General features: G+C 72.3%; 16 protein-coding genes and 1 tRNA gene. 7 read left to right on the top strand and 10 right to left on the bottom strand.

What is annotated here, in order from left to right; genetic code table 11:
• Positions 1 to 23: 23 nt before the first annotated feature.
• The 3 genes from QCZ28_RS05260 to QCZ28_RS05250 all read left to right on the top strand — a co-directional run bounded on the left by QCZ28_RS05260 (position 24) and on the right by QCZ28_RS05250 (position 3,502).
• On the top strand, positions 24 to 1,571 hold the full coding sequence (locus tag QCZ28_RS05260; RefSeq protein WP_279515471.1) for an FAD-dependent oxidoreductase: 1,548 nt from the start codon (positions 24 to 26) through the stop codon (positions 1,569 to 1,571).
• Between the two features lie 66 nt (positions 1,572 to 1,637).
• Positions 1,638 to 2,846, top strand: coding sequence for a hypothetical protein (locus QCZ28_RS05255; RefSeq protein WP_279515470.1), 1,209 nt, complete (start codon positions 1,638 to 1,640; stop codon positions 2,844 to 2,846).
• Between the two features lie 212 nt (positions 2,847 to 3,058).
• A complete protein-coding gene (locus tag QCZ28_RS05250) occupies positions 3,059 to 3,502 on the top strand; it encodes an HNH endonuclease (protein ID WP_279515469.1) in 444 nt (147 codons plus the stop codon).
• Positions 3,503 to 3,572: 70 nt separating this feature from the next.
• Here the strand turns inward: QCZ28_RS05250 and QCZ28_RS05245 are convergent, their stop codons facing one another.
• From QCZ28_RS05245 to QCZ28_RS05235, 3 genes are all read right to left on the bottom strand, one after another.
• Positions 3,573 to 5,141 carry a serine/threonine-protein kinase gene (locus QCZ28_RS05245; protein WP_279515468.1) on the bottom strand — a complete coding sequence of 523 codons (1,569 nt, stop codon included), beginning with the start codon at positions 5,139 to 5,141 and terminating at the stop codon, positions 3,573 to 3,575.
• A gap of 78 nt (positions 5,142 to 5,219) precedes the next feature.
• Positions 5,220 to 5,807: a hypothetical protein gene (locus QCZ28_RS05240; protein ID WP_279515467.1), complete on the bottom strand. Its 588-nt coding sequence runs from the start codon at positions 5,805 to 5,807 to the stop codon at positions 5,220 to 5,222.
• A gap of 63 nt (positions 5,808 to 5,870) precedes the next feature.
• Complete coding sequence (locus QCZ28_RS05235) at positions 5,871 to 6,644, bottom strand: enoyl-CoA hydratase/isomerase family protein (protein WP_279515466.1); 774 nt, start codon at positions 6,642 to 6,644, stop codon at positions 5,871 to 5,873.
• Positions 6,645 to 7,065: 421 nt separating this feature from the next.
• Between QCZ28_RS05235 and QCZ28_RS05230 the strand changes: the two genes are divergently transcribed.
• Positions 7,066 to 7,605, top strand: a complete 540-nt coding sequence (locus tag QCZ28_RS05230; RefSeq protein ID WP_279515465.1) for a hypothetical protein — start codon at positions 7,066 to 7,068, stop codon at positions 7,603 to 7,605.
• Here QCZ28_RS05230 and QCZ28_RS05225 read toward each other — a convergent pair.
• The 4 genes from QCZ28_RS05225 to QCZ28_RS05210 form a co-directional block, all read right to left on the bottom strand.
• On the bottom strand, positions 7,593 to 8,237 hold the full coding sequence (locus QCZ28_RS05225; protein ID WP_279515464.1) for a histidine phosphatase family protein: 645 nt from the start codon (positions 8,235 to 8,237) through the stop codon (positions 7,593 to 7,595). The genes QCZ28_RS05230 and QCZ28_RS05225 overlap by 13 nt on opposite strands.
• Before the next feature lie 68 nt (positions 8,238 to 8,305).
• The gene (locus QCZ28_RS05220; protein WP_279515463.1) at positions 8,306 to 8,977 is read right to left on the bottom strand and encodes a DUF998 domain-containing protein; all 672 of its coding nucleotides are present in this window, start codon (positions 8,975 to 8,977) and stop codon (positions 8,306 to 8,308) included.
• A 10-nt stretch (positions 8,978 to 8,987) separates the two neighbouring features.
• Complete coding sequence (locus QCZ28_RS05215) at positions 8,988 to 9,407, bottom strand: VOC family protein (RefSeq protein ID WP_279515462.1); 420 nt, start codon at positions 9,405 to 9,407, stop codon at positions 8,988 to 8,990.
• A 35-nt stretch (positions 9,408 to 9,442) separates the two neighbouring features.
• Positions 9,443 to 9,844: an AraC family transcriptional regulator gene (locus QCZ28_RS05210; RefSeq protein WP_279515461.1), complete on the bottom strand. Its 402-nt coding sequence runs from the start codon at positions 9,842 to 9,844 to the stop codon at positions 9,443 to 9,445.
• A 129-nt stretch (positions 9,845 to 9,973) separates the two neighbouring features.
• Between QCZ28_RS05210 and QCZ28_RS05205 the strand changes: the two genes are divergently transcribed.
• Positions 9,974 to 10,630 (top strand): type 1 glutamine amidotransferase domain-containing protein, encoded by a 657-nt coding sequence (locus QCZ28_RS05205; protein WP_279515460.1) that lies wholly within the window; start codon positions 9,974 to 9,976, stop codon positions 10,628 to 10,630.
• A 132-nt stretch (positions 10,631 to 10,762) separates the two neighbouring features.
• On the opposite strand, the gene QCZ28_RS05200 is transcribed toward QCZ28_RS05205, so the two are convergent.
• A tRNA-Thr gene (locus QCZ28_RS05200) sits at positions 10,763 to 10,839 on the bottom strand.
• A 340-nt stretch (positions 10,840 to 11,179) separates the two neighbouring features.
• On the opposite strand from QCZ28_RS05200, the gene ugpC reads away from it, so the two are divergent.
• Complete coding sequence (ugpC, locus tag QCZ28_RS05195; RefSeq protein WP_030327855.1) at positions 11,180 to 12,271, top strand: sn-glycerol-3-phosphate ABC transporter ATP-binding protein UgpC; 1,092 nt, start codon at positions 11,180 to 11,182, stop codon at positions 12,269 to 12,271.
• 169 nt (positions 12,272 to 12,440) lie between these two features.
• Complete coding sequence (locus QCZ28_RS05190) at positions 12,441 to 13,040, top strand: hypothetical protein (RefSeq protein ID WP_279515459.1); 600 nt, start codon at positions 12,441 to 12,443, stop codon at positions 13,038 to 13,040.
• Between the two features lie 52 nt (positions 13,041 to 13,092).
• Here the strand turns inward: QCZ28_RS05190 and rlmB are convergent, their stop codons facing one another.
• On the bottom strand, positions 13,093 to 14,223 hold the full coding sequence (rlmB, locus tag QCZ28_RS05185) for a 23S rRNA (guanosine(2251)-2'-O)-methyltransferase RlmB (protein WP_279515458.1): 1,131 nt from the start codon (positions 14,221 to 14,223) through the stop codon (positions 13,093 to 13,095).
• Positions 14,223 to 15,638 (bottom strand): cysteine--tRNA ligase, encoded by a 1,416-nt coding sequence (cysS, locus tag QCZ28_RS05180; RefSeq protein ID WP_279515457.1) that lies wholly within the window; start codon positions 15,636 to 15,638, stop codon positions 14,223 to 14,225. The genes rlmB and cysS overlap by 1 nt, the downstream gene beginning before the upstream one ends.
• Positions 15,639 to 15,918: the final 280 nt, after the last annotated feature.

The following is a 15,918-nucleotide window of genomic DNA, read 5'->3' as shown; positions in this document are numbered from 1 at the left end:
CGAAGGTGGGGCAGACTGGGCCCATGGCGCTGTCGCAAGTGGTGGGTCGGCTGATCGGCGTACGGCAGCACCTGGTGGACCCGGGCGGCGGTGGCGCCGACCGGGTGCCGCGACCGACCACGGCGCTGGTGGTGGGTGGCGGCATCGCCGGCATGTCGGCGGCGGTGGTGCTCGCCGAACGGGGTGTGGCGGTCACCGTGTTGGAGGCGGCGCCCACCCTGGGCGGTCGACTGGGTGCCTGGCCGGAGGCGCTCGCCGACGGCAGCCAGCAGAACGAGCACGGCTTCCACGCGTTCTTCCGGCAGTACTACAACTGGCGGTCCATCCTCCGCCGGGTCGACGGTGACCTGGGCTTCCTCAAGGCCATTCCGGGCTACCCGATCCTCAGCGAGCAGTGGCCGACCGAGGAGTTCGGCAGGTTGCCGCCCGCCCCACCGGCGAACCTGCTCGCGTTGCTGTTGCGCAGCCCCAGCCTGCGCCTGGCCGACCTGCGGGTGATGGATCGGGACGCCGCGCTGCCGCTGCTCAGCTACGACCCGGTGCGCACCTACGCCGACCTGGACGACACCACCGCCGACGAGCTGCTGGCGTCGCTGCGACTGCCGGACCGGGCACGGGCGATGCTGTTCGAGGTCTTCTCGCACTCGTTCTTCAACCACGAGGCGGAGATGTCGGCGGCCGAGATGGTCGCCCAGTTCCACTTCTACCTGCTCGGCAACCCGGAGGGGTTGGCCTTCGACTGCCCTGACGAGGACTACGCCACGGCGATCTGGCAGCCACTGACCCGGTACGTGGAGAAGCACGGCGGTCGGATCCTCACCGACTGCGCCGCCACCGGAGTGCACCACGACGGAGAGGGCTGGCGGGTGACCACCGCCGACGGCGGCAGCCACCCGGCCGGCCACGTGGTGCTCGCCGTCGACCCACCGGCGCTCGCCGCGCTGGTCGCGGCCTCGCCGGACCTGGCCGGGCGGGCACCGGAGCTGGCGGCACGGATGCCCGCCTTCGGCACCCCAGGCCCGCCGTACGCGGTGGCCCGGTACTGGTGTGACGGGGACGTCGCCGCCGAGCGCGCGGTGTTCAACGGGGTGTCCCGCCAGCCCACTCTGGACTCGGTGACGCTCTACCACCGGTTGGAGAACGAGTCGCGCCGCTGGGCGCGGCAGACCGGCGGGTCGGTCATCGAGCTGCACGCGTACGCCTGCGAACCCGGCGTGCCGGCCGAGGAGTTGGCCGAGCGGATGCGCCGCGAGCTGGTCGCGCTCTGGCCGGAGGCTGGCGACCTGCGGGTCCGCGAGCTGCGGGCCCGGATGGAGGCGCAGGCGCCGGCGTTCACGCCGGGCAGCCACTCCTGGCGGCCGGGGGTACGCACCGACGCGCCCGGCGTCTACCTGGCCGGGGACGGCATCGCCACGGACTTCCCGAGCGCGTTGATGGAACGCTCGGCCGCGACCGGGATCATCGCCGCGAACCACATCCTGCGGGCTGCGGGTGCCGCGGCGGAGCCGGTTCGCTCGATCCGGCCGCGTGGGCTGCTGGCCGGCAGGCTGAATCGACAAAACACCACATAAGCCCCGGTACGCTGCCGTACGCTCGAATGATCAACCGTCGATCGGCCGGGCGGGAGGGCAGCGGAGATGTCACCACTGCACCGCGCCGGCGCGGACCGCGGCTCGTCGATCGACGAGATCGGCCGCGACGACACGTACCCGCTGATCCGCGACGAGCGCGCCTGCATCGTCACCGCGCTGCGGCTCGGTTGGTGGATGGCGGACGCCTACCACCACGGGCAGCAGGCGCAGCCCCGCGCCTTCGCCGAGACCCGCCCCGCCGTACCGCCGGCCAAACTCTCCAACCTCACCGAGATGTCCACGCACCGGCGGATGCGGATGTACCTCGACGGGGTGGACGTCGCGGTGGCCCAGATCGCCGAACTCACCCGGCACACCGGGCCGGTGCCCGACACCTCGGCCGCCCGGACCCTGCTACCCGACCCGGGCCAGCCGGACCCCGCCGACCCGGTCCCGCTGCTGCTCGCCCTCGACGACCTCAACGTGGAGGTGCTGCGCTGGGCGATGGCCGCCAACCACCGGGTCGGGCTGGCCTACCGGTTGGGCCGATCAGTGGCCGACACCGTCCGGGCCGGCGACGTCGCACAGCTGCTGCGGCAGTTCGGCGGTCGGCAGGTCCAGATCAGCCGGTGGCTGGACGAGCTGGCCAGCGTGCTGCCGCCGTACTCGGCCGCGGTGGTGCGCCGGTCGCTGGCCGACTGGGCGAGCGCCGTCGACCGCGCCGGCCACAGCGACCCGACCGAGCCGACGCCGGCCGCGCTGAGCCGGGCCCTACGTGGGCAGGGTGACCTCTGGCGGGACGTGCTCACCGGCGGCCTGCACCCGCGCGACCTGCTCGACGAGGAGGACTACGCGGTGATCGCCAGGAACCTGATCATCCGGGACCGGCGGCTGGTGGCACAGGCCGCCCGGGGCATCTTCTGGCCGGTGCTCGTACCCCTGCTGCTGGTGCTCTTCGCTGTCGTCGGGGTGAGCGCCGCCGCGGCCGCCGGCTCACCGACCACCCGGGCCACCGTCGCCCTGGTGGGCCTCGGCGCCGGGCTGGCCGCGATCTGGCGCTCGGTCTCCGGGCCCGCCCTGGCCGTCGCCGGTGAGGTCAACCGGCCGCTGCTGGACAGCGAACTCACCACCCGGATGGCCCTACGGCTGAACCGGCCGCTGACCACCGCCCGGGCCGCTGTGAAAGCGGCACCCCGTACCCGCCGCCAGCGGCGACCCGACGACACCGGCCGATCGAAATACGTTGCCCGGGTCTCCCGCGTCGACCTACCGTGAGCACGCACTGTCAACCACCACCGCGGGAGCAACACATGACGATGTCGCACGTCACCACCGTGCCGTCGACGCTGCCCGGTGACGGTTGCCGAGCGGAAGGTCCCCGGGCGGGCCGGCCCGACTGACGCGTACCCGTACGCGCCGAGCCGCCCCGTCCGACCACTGGACCGGGCGGCTTCTTGCTGTCCGCCACCAACCGGAAAGGAGTCCCGGTGGACGCCGTCCTCGTCGTCAACGCCGACCTCGGCCCGCTGCACCGGGTCACCGTCCAACACGCCGTCCGGATGCTCTGCCGTCGGGTGGCCGAGATCCACGAGGCCGAGCCGGACCGGGTGATCGGGGTCTTCCCGATGCCCCGGGTGGTGCGGCTGGTCCGCTACGTGGTCACCCGGTGGAGGTTCAACTCCGGGCCGGCCTGGTCGCGCGCCGGAGTGCTGCGCCGCGACGACCGGTGCTGCGCGTACTGCGGTGGCCCGGCCTCCACCATCGACCACATCCTGCCCCGCTCACGCGGCGGCCGGAACACCTGGCGGAACACCACAGCCGCCTGCTACGCCTGCAACCAGCGCAAGGGGGACCGGACGCCAGCGGAGGCGGGCATGCCGCTGCGCCGGGAGCCCGTGAACCCGGGCTGGGGGGTGCTGGTCGGGCGGTGACGGACCGGCCGGCGGGAACGGGGGGCCGCGTCCCGGGTACGTCCTGGGCGCGGCACCCGCCGGCCCCCGATCAGACGTCGCGTTCCTTGACCGACGACTTCAGGTGGCCACCGGGGCACTGCACCCGGATCTCGCTGCGGTGCTCGGTGGAGGTCAACCCGACAACGATCTGCTTCGCCGGCCCCGGGTCGTACGCCTCGGCCCGGAAGTCCGGCGCGAGCGTCACCGCGAGCACCTCGACCGTCTTTCCCACACAGCGAACGGTGACCGTCCCGCCGCGTCCGGCGACGGGTACGCCGGCGCCGCGGGTGGGAGTCGGCGCGACCGTGGTCGGGGTCGGGGTCGAGGTCGGGCCTCCAGCGGTGGCGGTCGGGCCGGGGGCCACCGTTCCGCCCGGACCGGTCGGGGGACCGGTCCGGGTGGTAGCGGGGGCGGTGCTCCTGGTCCGCGGTACGGCGGACGGCCCGATGTCGACCGGGTCGGTCGGCTCCTCGGTACTGGGCATCCCCACCGTGGTGGTGCCCGGACCGCTGCCGGCCGGCGCGGAGCCCTGTCCGGGCCGACGGTTGCTGGAGTCGCCGAGCGACCCGGCCAGCGCCACCGCGGCGATCACGGCCCCGCCGACGGTCAGGATGGCACGGCCCCGACGCCACGGAGGACGCCGCACCGGCACCGCCGAACCGCTGCTCGGATTGACGCTGCCCGGACTGGCGCTGGCAGTCCCGGCGCTGGCCCTCCCGGCGTTGCTCGACATCGCGGTCGCCGGCCCGACGCTGGTCGGACTGGCGCTGGTCGTCGTTGGTTCGGCGGCGGCCACCGCGGGTGCGGCCGGGCTGGCGGCGGCGAGCAGGATGCGGGCCGCGTCGGCTGCCGACGGCCGGTCGGCGGGGTCGCGAGCCAGGCACCAGCGGTAGAGCCGGTGCACCTCGGGCGGCACGCCGTCGATCGGGGGCAGCGGGGCCGGCTCGACGTGGGTGTGCGCGCGGAGCATCCCGGTCTGCGCGTCGGCGGGCCAGGGCAGTCGCCCGGTGAGCACCCGGTGCAGCAGCAGGCCGAGGGCGTACACGTCGCTGGCCGGCAGCACCTCGCCGGCCAGCAACCGCTCCGGTGCCAGGTACGCCGGTGTGCCCAGCAGCCGCCCCTCGAAGTCGATCTCCGGCGCGCCGGCGGCTGCCGCGATGCCGAAGTCGAGCACCTTCGCCCCGGTCGGCGTGAGCATCACGTTGCTCGGCTTGATGTCGCGGTGCACCAACCCCTGCTCATGCGCGGCGGCGAGCGCCGAGCCCACCTCGGCGCACACCAGCAACCCGGCGCGCGCCGGCAACGGGCCGACCACCAACCGGTGTTCGAGGGTGTGACCGCCGAGCAACTCCATCACCACGAACGGGACCTCGACACCCTCCAGCGTCGACTCGCCGTAGTCGTAGACGCTGGTGACATGCGGATGCGACAGCCGGGCCGCCGCCTTGGCCTCGCCCCGGATCCGCTGTCCGGCGTTGCCGTCCGAGGCGACCAGCACCTTCACCGCCACGTCCCGTTCGAGCACCTCGTCGTACGCCCGGTGCACCGCCGACATGCCGCCACTGCCGAGGCGCTCCAGGAGCCGGTAGCGGCCCGCAAGCAACTGATCACGCTGCACGACGGACAGCCTGCCGTACCGAGCGGAGAGTCGGGTACCCGGGATCGAGATGTTGCGATGAGTGGGACGGTTCCGCGGCTACCGTCCGCTCAGATCTGGATAGGCGCGCAGAAACGCCTCGCCCCGGTTGGCGTTTCGAATGACCGACACGACAAGCACCGCCCAGATCACCACCAGCAGCACGCCGATCGCCACGAAGAACGGCGCGTATCCCACAAATGCCTGACCGGCGCTCGTGATCGCCAACCCGGCGACCAGCACCACGAACCAACGCTGACCGGCGAACTGTCGGGCGGTCTCCGCCAGGAGGGTCGGGTCTTCGTCGGGGTCGGGGGTACCGCCTCGAACCTGCCGCGCCAGCCGACGACGGTGCGACCAGCTCAACGTCAGCAACGGGGACTGTCGGGCGGCCCGGTGACGCCCGGTGCGGACGGCCCAGACGATCACGGCCACCTCGACGACGACTCCGAGGATCATCAGAACGCGTCCGAGGTTGCTGGCCCAGCGCGGCGGCTCACCCTCGAAGATGCCGGTGTTCTGGCCACCCATCGCCACACCGACCGCGAGCGCCCCGACCACGGCGGGCAGCAGCACGAACAGGAGAATCAGACGGAGTCGCCGCTGTTGCCGCCCGGCCTGGTCCGGATTCGTCGCAGATGCGTCCATAATGGCCCCCCGATCACCGTGTGGAGCGGGGACTACCCATCGACGCGGGAAGCTGAAACAGGGTCAGTCGCCGGTCGGTGGTCGCCAGGCGAAGCGGGGCGTACGGCGTTCGGCGACGGCCGCGATCCCCTCCCTGGCCTCGCCCGTGGCCGTCACCTTCCGGTGCCACCAGGCGATCCGCGCGGGCTCGGCCCGATCGTCGATGATCTCCTTGGCGGCGGCGATGCTCACCGGTGAGCGCTGGGCGATGGTCGCGGTCAGCTCGTCCACCCGCGCGGCGAGTCGGTCGGCCGGCAGCACCTCGTCGACCAGGCCGATCCGCAGCGCCCGTTCGACGTCGATCAGCTCGGCGGTGAACAGCAGATGCTTGGCGGCGGACGGACCGATCAGCCGGGCCAGCCGGCGCGTCGTCGGCGCCGGATAGACCAGCCCGAGCCGGGCCGGCGGTACGCCGAACCGGGCGTCGTCAGCGGCGATCCGCAGGTCGCAGGCGACCGCGAGCTGAGCCCCACCCCCGACGCAGGCACCCCGGACGGCCGCGACCGTCGGCTTGGCGAACCGGGCCAGTCGTTCCTCGGCGGCCACCGCGATGCTGGTGTCACCGGCGTCCAGCAGTTCGGCCAGGTCACCGAGGTCGGCACCGGCGCAGAAGGCGTCGCCGGCACCGGTGAGCACCAACGCCCGTACGTCGGGGTCGGGCTCCAGCCGGTCGAGCAGTTCGGGAAGCTGACGCCACATCGCGGCGGTCATCGCATTGCGCCGAGCCGGGTTGTGGATCACCACAGTCGCGACCGGTCCGGTCACCTCGACTGTCAACTCCGCATCCGACACGCCCACCTCCTCATCCGCGCGACAGTGCCCGACGACGCCGACCGACCCGCGACGCCGACCTGGCCGCGACGCCGCAGGCCCGGTCGCCCCGACGCCGCAGGCCCGGTCGCCCCGACGCCGCAGGCCCGGTCGCCCGGTCGCCGCGACGCCCGACGCCGCACGCCGAAGCACCCCGATGCCGCGCACCAGCCCCGGCGACCATAACCGCGCCGATCCGCGACCGATCGGCCAGGCTGGCCCGCCGCACGCGTGGTGCCGGGCAATCTTGGACAGTTTCCGTTACGCGCTAACGGAAACTGTCCAAGGTTGCCGGAAACCGAGCGGGGCACGGGCCCGAGGGCCACCGTGCGGCTCGGATATCGACGGTGCCCGTTCGGGGAGGCCCGTGACAGGGGAACCGACACTTCCGGCCGCGCGTCCGACGGGGATGAGAGCCACCTCGACAACCGGCGTCACAGTCGCGCTACTGGTCGCCCTGCTGGCCGGATGCACCAGCACCGACCGGGCCGGCACCGCCGGAGATCCTCCTCCGGACACCCCCGCCCCGACGGCCACCGTCCCGACCGCCGGCACCTCAACGCCCGGCTCCACCCCCACGGCCGCCAGTGCCGCAGCCTCCCAGGTGACGCTGCGGAGTTCGGGCGGGTTCGCGGGCCGTGGGGACGTCGTGACCGTCGAGCCGGACGGTCGGTGGACCGCTGTGGACCGGGCCGGCAGCCGGCGTACCGGTCGGCTCAGCGCCGCCGACCTGGGCAGCCTGACGGCTCTGGCCGCCGACCCCCGGCTCGCCGCCGAGGCGGGGCAACCGACCACCGCTACCAACTGCGCGGACGTGATGCACTACCGCCTCACAGTGGGCAGCACCGAAACCGGGTACGCCGACTGCCCGGCCGAAGGGCCCCCGCCGCCGGCCACCCAGGCGGTGGTCAAGCTGCTGCTGCGGGCCACCGGCACCTATACCAGGTAGTCCGGGGGCAGGCCGGTGCCCCGCAACTCCACCGGAAGGTGGGCGACGTCGTTGACGGCGATCAGGTTCGGCGGGCCGGAGGGGCTGTACCGGATCACGGTCAAACCCGCGTTGTGCGAGTTCAAGCCCAGCCACCGCTGCTCCGGCGCGTCGAGGGCGTGCCGCACCAGCCAGCCGATCAGGAAGGTGTGCGTCACGACCAGCTCGCGGACCGGCTCGTCACCGGCTGTCGCCTCGGTGGCCGGACCGGCGAACCGCCGCACGGCCGCCGCCGTCACCTGCGGCCCGTCGACCCGCTGGGCCGCCGGGAACTGGGCCAGGAATGTCGCGTACGCGGGCGGCAGGCCGGTCGGGTCCGTGTCGTGTGGAAGGTGGTCGCCGGCCAGCTCCGTCTCGTACACCGGAACATCGGGCAGTGACGTGGCGATCAGCTCGGCGGTCTGCGCGGCCCGGCGCAGCGGCCCGTGGTGGACGGCGGCGAACCGGCGGCCGCGCAGGCGTTCACCGAGCAGGGTGGCCTGCTGCCGACCGCGCTCGGACAGGCCGGTGTCGGGCTCGTCGGCGGTTGAGCCGTTCAGCTCGGACAGGTCCTGCTCGGCGTGTCTGGTCAGGTACAGCAGTCGGGTCACCATGGCAGACACCTCAACACACCGGGAGACACGGTCGCGATCCCGTGCCTCCCGGCCCCGCACACGTCGGCTCAGTCGGCCCGACCGGATGCCGCTCGCGCGAAGGTGACCGACACCCACAGCCAGCCGGCCGACACCGCCACCCCGAACGCCACCATCACTGCCGGTGCCGGCCGGACGATCAGCGTCACCCAGGCCACCGCGAAGAACACCCCGGTAACCAGGCTGTACGCGGCCCGACCGCGCGCCCCCTGCCGTGCGGCCCGACGGGCCGCCAGCACCGTCGCCGCGATCAGCGACCCGAAGGCGACCGCCGCCACCAGGAAGTGCAGGCCCCCGTGCCAACTGATCTCACCGGCACCCCGAGGCGTGCCGACCGGGAACCCGTCGGCCGGGTCGGCGCTGAAGATCGCCGCCCCGACCAGGCCCAGGCCGTACAGCGCGAGCAGTCGCGGCAGCCAGACCGACCGGTCACCGTCGCCGGCACGGCGGCGCAGCGCCCCGGCAGCCAACACGCAGAGCACTCCGCTGACCAGGAACGTGACGATCTGGATCCAGCCCAGCTCGCCGGTGCTCAACACGCTGACCGGGTGCCGGCGAAAGTCGAAGCCCTCCCGGGTCGACGCCTGCGCGATCGCCGAACCGGCGAAGATCGGGCCGGCGAGCACCCCGCCGATCAGTAGTGCCCGGTCCCGGCCGACAGCCGCCGGCCGGACCAGTGGAAGAGACGCGGCCTGACTCATCGTCCGCCCCCTACGCCCGCGGGAACATCTGGCCGATGCGGATCTTGTTTCCGAACGGGTCCCGGATGCCGAAGTCGATCCCGTACGGGCGCTCGGTCGGCTCGTCGGTGATCTCGACGCCCTTCGCCACCAGATCCTCGTGCGTCTTGTGGGCGTCGTCGGTGGTCATGAAGAGGTACCCGCCGAGGGCACCCTTGGTGAGCAGCTCGCGGACCTGCTCGGCCGTGGCCGGGTCCAGCGCGGGCGGCCCCGGCTTCTCCAACAGGATCTCCCGCTCCGGGTCGCCGGGCAGGTTGACCGTCAACCACCGCATGAAACCGAGGTCCTGGTCGGTGTTGACCTCCATGCCGAGTTTGTTGACGTAGAAGTCAAGCGCGGCGTCCTGGTCGAGGACGTAGATCTGGGAGCGGCTGATCGCGTTCATCGTCATGCCCATGACGCTAGAGGTTGGGCGTGACCTGCGGCTTATCCAAAACTGCTGGGTCGGGTCCAGGCTTTGGTGAAGCACGACGGCACGTTGGCCGGCGCGATGCGCTGACGCCGGAAATCCGAGGGCGACTCGCCGACGATCTGCCGGAACGTCCGGCTGAACGTGCCCAGGCTGCTGAAGCCGACCGCGTAACAAATGTCCGTCACGTCCCGGTCGGTCTCCACCAACAACGCCATCGCCCGCTCCACGCGGCGGCGTTGCAGGTAGCGGTGCGGGGTCTCACCGAAGGTGGCCCGGAAGGTACGGATGAAGTGCGCCTCGGAGACGAGCGCGATCCGGGCCAACGCCGGGATGTCCAGGGGCTCGGCGTACGCCCGGTCCATCGCGTCCCGGGCGCGCAGCATCGCCCGGTTCGACTCCTCCACCGCGCGACTCATCGGCCCCCGCCTCGCTCGCCCGTTGCCGGGCCCAGGCTACCGCCGACCCGGTGATCCGGCGTTCAAACCCGTCTCCGTTGTGACATCGGCCTATGGCCGCGACGGACCGGCCACGCCAGCATGGAGGGCATGACTCGTGCACTCATCGCCCTGACCAGTCACTCCGAGCTGGGCCGCACCGGCCGTTCGACCGGCTACTACGTCGGCGAGGCCGCCGAGCCGTGGGAGGTGTTCCGGGCCGCTGGCTACGACGTCGACCTGGTGTCCGTGGCCGGGGGCGAACCGCCGGTAGACGGCCGGGACGAGAACGACAGCATCCAGAACGACTTCCTCGCCACCGCCGGCGTCAGGGACACCCCGAGGGCCGCCGACGTCGACCCGGCGGGGTACGACGTGATCCTCTTCGCCGGCGGTCACGGCACCATGTGGGACTTCCCCGACGACCCCGACCTGGCCCGCATCGCCCGCTCGGTCTACGAGCGCGGCGGCGTGGTGGCAGCCGTCTGCCACGGTCCGGCGGCGCTGGTGAACCTGACCCTCACCGACGGCTCCCGGCTGGTCGCCGGCAAGCGGGTGGCCGGCTTCACCAACAGCGAGGAGGCCTCCGTCGGCCTCACCGACGAGGTCCCATTCCTTCTCGCCGACAAGCTCACCGAGGCTGGCGCGCAGCACGTACCGGCACCGGACTTCACTGAGCACGCGGTGGTCGACGGCCGCCTGGTGACCGGTCAGAACCCGCAGTCCGCCCGCGCCGTGGCCGACGCCGTGGTGAAGCTGCTCGCCTGAGCGCCGATCGGATCCGATAGTCGTCTGGCGGGCGGGAAGGCCCGCAGCAAGCTCGACGGGAAACTGTCGTGAGTGCCGTTGCTGTCAACTGGTCGACTCGTGGCAGCGCCACTGGGGAAGCTCTGATGAAGTTGGAGCCCCCGGCCGGGATCGAACCGGCGACATCTCGCTTACAAGGCGAGTGCTCTGGCCAGCTGAGCTACAGGGGCGCGTGCGTCGAGGTCAGCATAGCGACTGACGTCCGGATATCCCGATCGCGAGGCCTCCCGACCACGGGAATCGTCAACAACCCGACGCACACCGGTTCGCCGTGGCGTCGATTGATGTCTGACCGTGCCCGAGTGACCGGAATGCGTAGCCCGCCTGGTGGGCGCGGCGGCCCCCCACCTTGGCAGCACGGGTAAACGCGTTTACGGTTCACTCACACGGACGATGACCGGGCGCCCCCGCGACCGCGCCGCCGTCCGTTGACCGACACGGACACGTGCCGGTTGCTCCTTCACTCGGATCGTCCGGCACGTTCCTGCCGGTGAAAGGAAGCGCTTCACCATGGCTACGGTCACCTATTCCAAGGCGTCCCGGATCTACCCGGGCCAAGAGCGTCCCGCCGTCAACGAGCTGAACCTCGAGATCGGCGACGGGGAGTTCCTCGTCCTGGTCGGTCCCTCCGGTTGCGGTAAGTCCACCAGCCTGCGCATGCTCGCCGGCCTGGAGGACGTGGACGCCGGCTCGATCTACATCGACCAGCGTGACGTCACCCACCTTCCCCCGAAGGCCCGCGACATCGCGATGGTCTTCCAGAACTACGCCCTCTACCCGCACATGACGGTGTACGAGAACATGGCGTTCGCGCTGAAGCTGCGCAAGACCTCCAAGTCGGAGATCGACCGGCGGGTCAAGGAGGCGGCCGGGCTGCTCCAGTTGGAGGAGTACCTCAGCCGTAAGCCGAAGGCGCTCTCCGGTGGTCAGCGCCAGCGTGTCGCGATGGGCCGGGCGATCGTCCGCGAGCCCCAGGTCTTCCTCATGGACGAGCCGCTGTCGAACCTCGACGCCAAGCTCCGGGTGCAGACCCGTACCCAGATCGCGTCCCTGCAGGCCAAGCTGGGCGTCACCACCGTCTACGTCACGCACGACCAGGTCGAGGCCATGACCATGGGTCACCGGGTCGCGGTGCTGCTCGACGGTGTCCTGCAGCAGGTGGACACCCCGCGGGCGCTCTACGACACCCCGGCCAACGTGTTCGTTGCCGGCTTCATGGGCTCTCCCGCCATGAACATCAAGACCGTTCCGCTGAACGAGCGGGGCGCCGAGTTCGCCGAGCTGAACATCCCGCTGACCCGGGAGCAGGTTGAGGCGGCCCGCGCCGAGGGTGGCGACGGCAAGGTCACCGTGGGCTTCCGCCCGGAGGACTGCGAGCTGGTCAGCCCGACCGAGGGCGGCATGCCGGTCGTGGTCGAGCTGGTCGAGGACCTCGGCTCGGACGCCAACGTCTACGGCCACGCCGCGCTGGGTGGCAACTCGGAGCGCTTCGTCGTCCGCACCGACCGGCGCAACATGCCGAACATGGGTGACACCGTGTTCGTGAAGCCGGTCGCCGGCCGCAGCCACGTCTTCCACGCCGCCACCGGCAGCCGGATCTGACGTAACGCCGTACCGGAAGGGGCGGTCCGCTTCGGCGGGCCGCCCCTTCCGTCGTACCGGCGGTGGCTCCTCACCCCCGGGAGCCAGCGCGCAGGTGGCTCTCCGGGGTGACTCGGCACGGCTGGCCGTTCCCCTACCGTCACGGCAACCCCGAACCGGAGGACGTGCCGTGCCGACCGATCTCGCCCGACCCGCTGCCCACCAGCCGACCGCCCGTTCCCGGCCGTACCAGGTGCTTCGCCTGGCCGGCCGGAGCCTCGCCTACTGCGCGACGCTGGTCCCGGTCGCCGTCCTCACGTTGGTGACCGTCCCGCTGGGCGGAGCCGGCGCCGCCGTCGCACGCTGGCGAGCCCTACGTACCGGACTGCTCGGAATGCCACCGACGGCCGTGGCCGGCCGGCGGCCCGGCACCGTCGCGGTGCTCGGCCACGCGCTGCTCAGCCTGCTGGTGGGTGCCGTTGCCCTGCTGCCACTCGGCGTGCAGCTGCTGATGGTGCTGCGGGGTGTCCTGTACGGCCTGGTGGACCCGGGGCCGTACGACAACTCCTGGGGTGGTCCGACCCGGGCCGGCGCCTGGTTGGCGCACTTCCTGGTAGGCCTGCCGATGGCCGCCGCCGGGCTGGCCGCCCTGATCGGCATCGCCGCCGTGCACCAGCGGCTGACCCGACGCCTGGACGGCGAGCGCGGCCCACTCTGGTTGCTCCCGACAGTGCTGCTGATGGCGTCTGCCGGGGCGCTGCTCTTCGTCGCGTGGACCCGGCAGATCTGAGCACGAAGGCCCCCTCCCGCGCGCGGCGGAAAGGGGCCTTCGTGGACGTTCGCTACAGCTCGACGGAGCGCCGACGGGCGACCTCGGCCAGGGCGACCGCCGCCGCCACGCTGGCGTTGAGCGACTCGACCTCGGAGATCATCGGGATGCTGACGGTCAGGTCGCAGGTCTCCCCGACCAGGCGGGACAGGCCGCGCCCCTCGGAACCGACAACCACCACCAGCGGGCCGACAGCGGCCTCCAGGTTGTAGAGGTCGGTGTCGCCGTCGGCGTCCAGGCCGACGACCATGAAGCCGGCGTCGCGGCACGCCTTCAGCGACCGGGTCAGGTTGGTCACCTGCGCCACGGGCACCCGCGCCGCCGCGCCGGCACTGGTCCGCCAGGCGGTCGCGGTGATCCCGGCGGCACGACGCTCGGGTACGAAGACACCCTGCGCGCCGAACGCGGCAGCCGACCGGATCACGGCGCCCAGGTTGCGCGGGTCGGTGACACCGTCCAGCGCGACCAGCAGCGGAGCCTGCTGCTCAAGGGCGGCGGCGACCATGTCCTCGAACGGCTGGTACGCGAAGGGCGGCACCTGCAGACCGACGCCCTGGTGCAGCACACCGCCGGTCATCCGGTCCAGCTCGGCGCGGCTGATCTCCAGGTTGGCGATGCCCCGGTCGGCGGCGGTCCGGATGATCTCGTTGATCCGGTCGTCCATGTCGATGCCCTGGGCGGTGTAGAGCGCCGTCGCCGGCACGTTGGCGCGCAGCGCCTCCAGCACCGGGTTGCGCCCGACCAGCAGCTCGGGGGCGTCCTTGGACGGGTTGGACTTGCGCCCCGGCGTCACCCGGGGGCCGGACCGCCCGGTGGGCTTGCCGCCCCGTCCGCCGGTGGCACCCCGACCGACCGGCACCCCCCGGCCGCCGCCCCGGCCCCAGGTGGTGTCCTTGCTGCCGGGCTGCCCGATCTTCGGGGCGCGCCCCTCCTCGGCTGCCGCGCGGCGCTCCTTGTCCTGCTTCCAGGCGGTGCGCTGGGGCAGCTTCTCGGTGCCCGAGTAGCCCTTGTGCCACGGCCGCTCGTCGGCGGGCAGGGTGCGACCCCGCCCGGCCAACGAGTCCTTGTTCTTGCCACCAGAGCCCTTGGGGGCGGTCGCCTTCGACGTCAGTCGCCGGCCACGGCGCTGCGAGTTGCCGGCCATCAGTCCTGCTCTCCAATAGTCCAACGGGGGCCCTGGGGGGTGTCCTCGACCACCACGCCGGCCAGCTTGAGCTGGTCACGCACCGCGTCCGCGGCGGCCCAGTCCTTGCGGCCCCGCGCCTGCGCACGCTGCTCCAGGGCCAGCGCGATCAGGGAGTCCACCACCGCACGAAGATCGTCCGATGGGCCGCCGCCGGTCCAGGCCGGGTCGAGAGGGTCGATCCCGAGGATATCCAGCATTGCCCGCACCACGGCCAGCGTGGTGCGGACGGTCACATCGTCGCCGGCGCTCAGCGCGGTGTTGCCGTCCCGAATGTGCTGTTGCAGCACGGCCAGCGCGGCCGACGTGTTGAGGTCGTCGTTCATCGCCGCGACGAAGCCCGCCGGCAGCTCACCGAACTGCCCGGCACCGACCCGCTCGGCGGCCCGTTGCACGAAACCCTCGATCCGTCGGTACGCGGTGGCCGCGTCCCGCAGCGAATCCTCCGAGTAGTCGATCACCGAGCGGTAGTGCGCGGCGGCGTAGTAGTAGCGCAGTTCCACCGGCCGCACCCCGAGCGAGTCCACGTACGCCAGGCCCAGCGCGTTGCCGGCGGACTTGCCCATCTTGGCCCCGCCGATGCTCAACAGCCCGTGGTGCACCCAGTAGCGGGCGAACGGCAACCCGGCCGCCTTGGACTGGGCTATCTCGTTCTCGTGGTGCGGGAACGTCAGATCCAGGCCACCGCCGTGAATGTCGAACTCCGGGCCGAGATAGCGCCAGCACATCGCCGAGCACTCGATGTGCCAACCCGGACGGCCCAGCCCCCACGGCGACGGCCAGTAGGCGTCCGCCGGCTCGTCCGGTTTGGCGCCCTTCCACAGCGCGAAGTCGCGCGGATCCCGCTTGCCCCGATCCGGGGCGTCCCCGGCGGACTGCATGGCGTCCGGAGACTGACCCGACAGCGACCCGTACGCCGGCCAGGACGCCACGTCGAAGTAGACGTCGCCCGAGCCGTCACTCGCCGGGTACGCATGCCCGTCGGCGATCAACTTCGTGATCAGCTCGTGCATCTCGGGGATGTGCCCGGTGGCGCGCGGCTCATAGGTGGGCGCCAGCACGTTCAACGACCGGTACGACTGGGCGAGCAGCAACTCGTTGGCGTACGCGATCGACCAGAACGGACGCCCCTGCTCGCCCGCCTTGACCAGGATCTTGTCGTCGATGTCGGTCAGATTGCGAATGAAGGTGACCTCGTAGCCGGCGGCCATCAACCAACGACGCAGCACGTCATAGTTGACCCCGGAACGAAGGTGACCGATGTGCGGCGGAGCCTGAAGGGTGAGACCACACAGGTAAACCCCCACCTTGCCGGCTTCCCGCGGGACGAAGTCCCGCACCGATCGGGTGGCAGTGTCATACAGGCGTAGCGTCACCGTACAAGGGTAGCTGTCCGCGCCTGTCCGAGTCGGCCGGTGCCGGGTCGTACGCTGCCAGGCGTGGATGCGACCGCGCGCTCCGGTGGCTCCGGTGACCCGCCAGCCAACCCCACCACCCCCGATTCGGCCGACGCCGACGCGAGGCGGCCCGACGCGGTTGCCGGGCCGCCCCCCGCCGGCGCAAGGCGGGCCGACGCGGGCGTGGGGCGGGCCGACGCGGGCGCGGGACGGGCCGACGCGGGCGCGGGACGGGCCGACGCGGGCGCGGGACGGGCCG

Origin of the sequence: Micromonospora sp. DH14, from assembly GCF_029809455.1 — a bacterium.
Taxonomy (GTDB): Bacteria; Actinomycetota; Actinomycetes; order Mycobacteriales; family Micromonosporaceae; genus Micromonospora; species Micromonospora parva.
The sequence above is the reverse complement of the archived record's forward strand: the minus strand, read 5'-3'. Positions and strand labels throughout refer to the sequence as shown.